The organism is Rhizobium sp. SVR5-9E (assembly GCF_056755095.1).
The window spans coordinates 1-639 of the sequence record NZ_JBNDHS010000236.1 but is presented as its reverse complement, the minus strand read 5'-3'; the positions used below and the strand labels follow the sequence as shown (position 1 = coordinate 639).

Below are 639 nucleotides of genomic sequence, written 5' to 3'. Positions count from 1 at the left end.
TCTTAAGCGTTGGTAATTATGAACTGAAAATTGCCATTGGTACCAATGCAGCCACAGCAGGTGGTGTGAATAATCAGGCAGTGTTTGTTGTACGAATGGGCTTGAGATCCGGACAGGGTATTTACTGGCAGGTGAACCAGGCAGGCACTTATCAGCTGACTGCAGAATCCATTTCCCAACTGACAGCAGATGGTGTACCGGCAGACGTTACCACAGCCATCAGCACTTTGTTGGGTACTCTGTATGAAAGCAGGGATCTGTTCGACACTGCGTTACAACAACAACTTACTGAAACACAGTTTGCCCAATACCGTATCAACATTTATACTTACAGTTTACTGAATGCCGTATTCTATGCTCCTAAACCATTTGCTACAAGTCTTGTTTCTAAAAGCGGAGTACCTATATGCAAATATATAACAGGCCAGGGTCTGGATTGCAGCAAAGGAGAAGTACAGACGTTTACCGGAATAGATATGGATACCTGGGGAGCGCAGTCTCTCAATGCCATTGATGTATTCCTGAGCGCAGATTATACGATACCTGCTTTCCTCGTAGATCAATTAAACGCTGAGGAAGAAAAAGAATGGCTGGCAGCACAGGGTATTGATGCTACCACTTATTTACAGGCTATCACTA

The 639-nt window shown here is 44.3% G+C and carries 1 protein-coding gene; it reads left to right on the top strand.

Translation table 11 applies throughout. The features are described from left to right. Window positions 1-639, top strand: a 639-nt coding sequence (locus tag ACPYOJ_RS34600) for a hypothetical protein (protein ID WP_481420262.1), incomplete at both ends; no start/stop codon positions are given.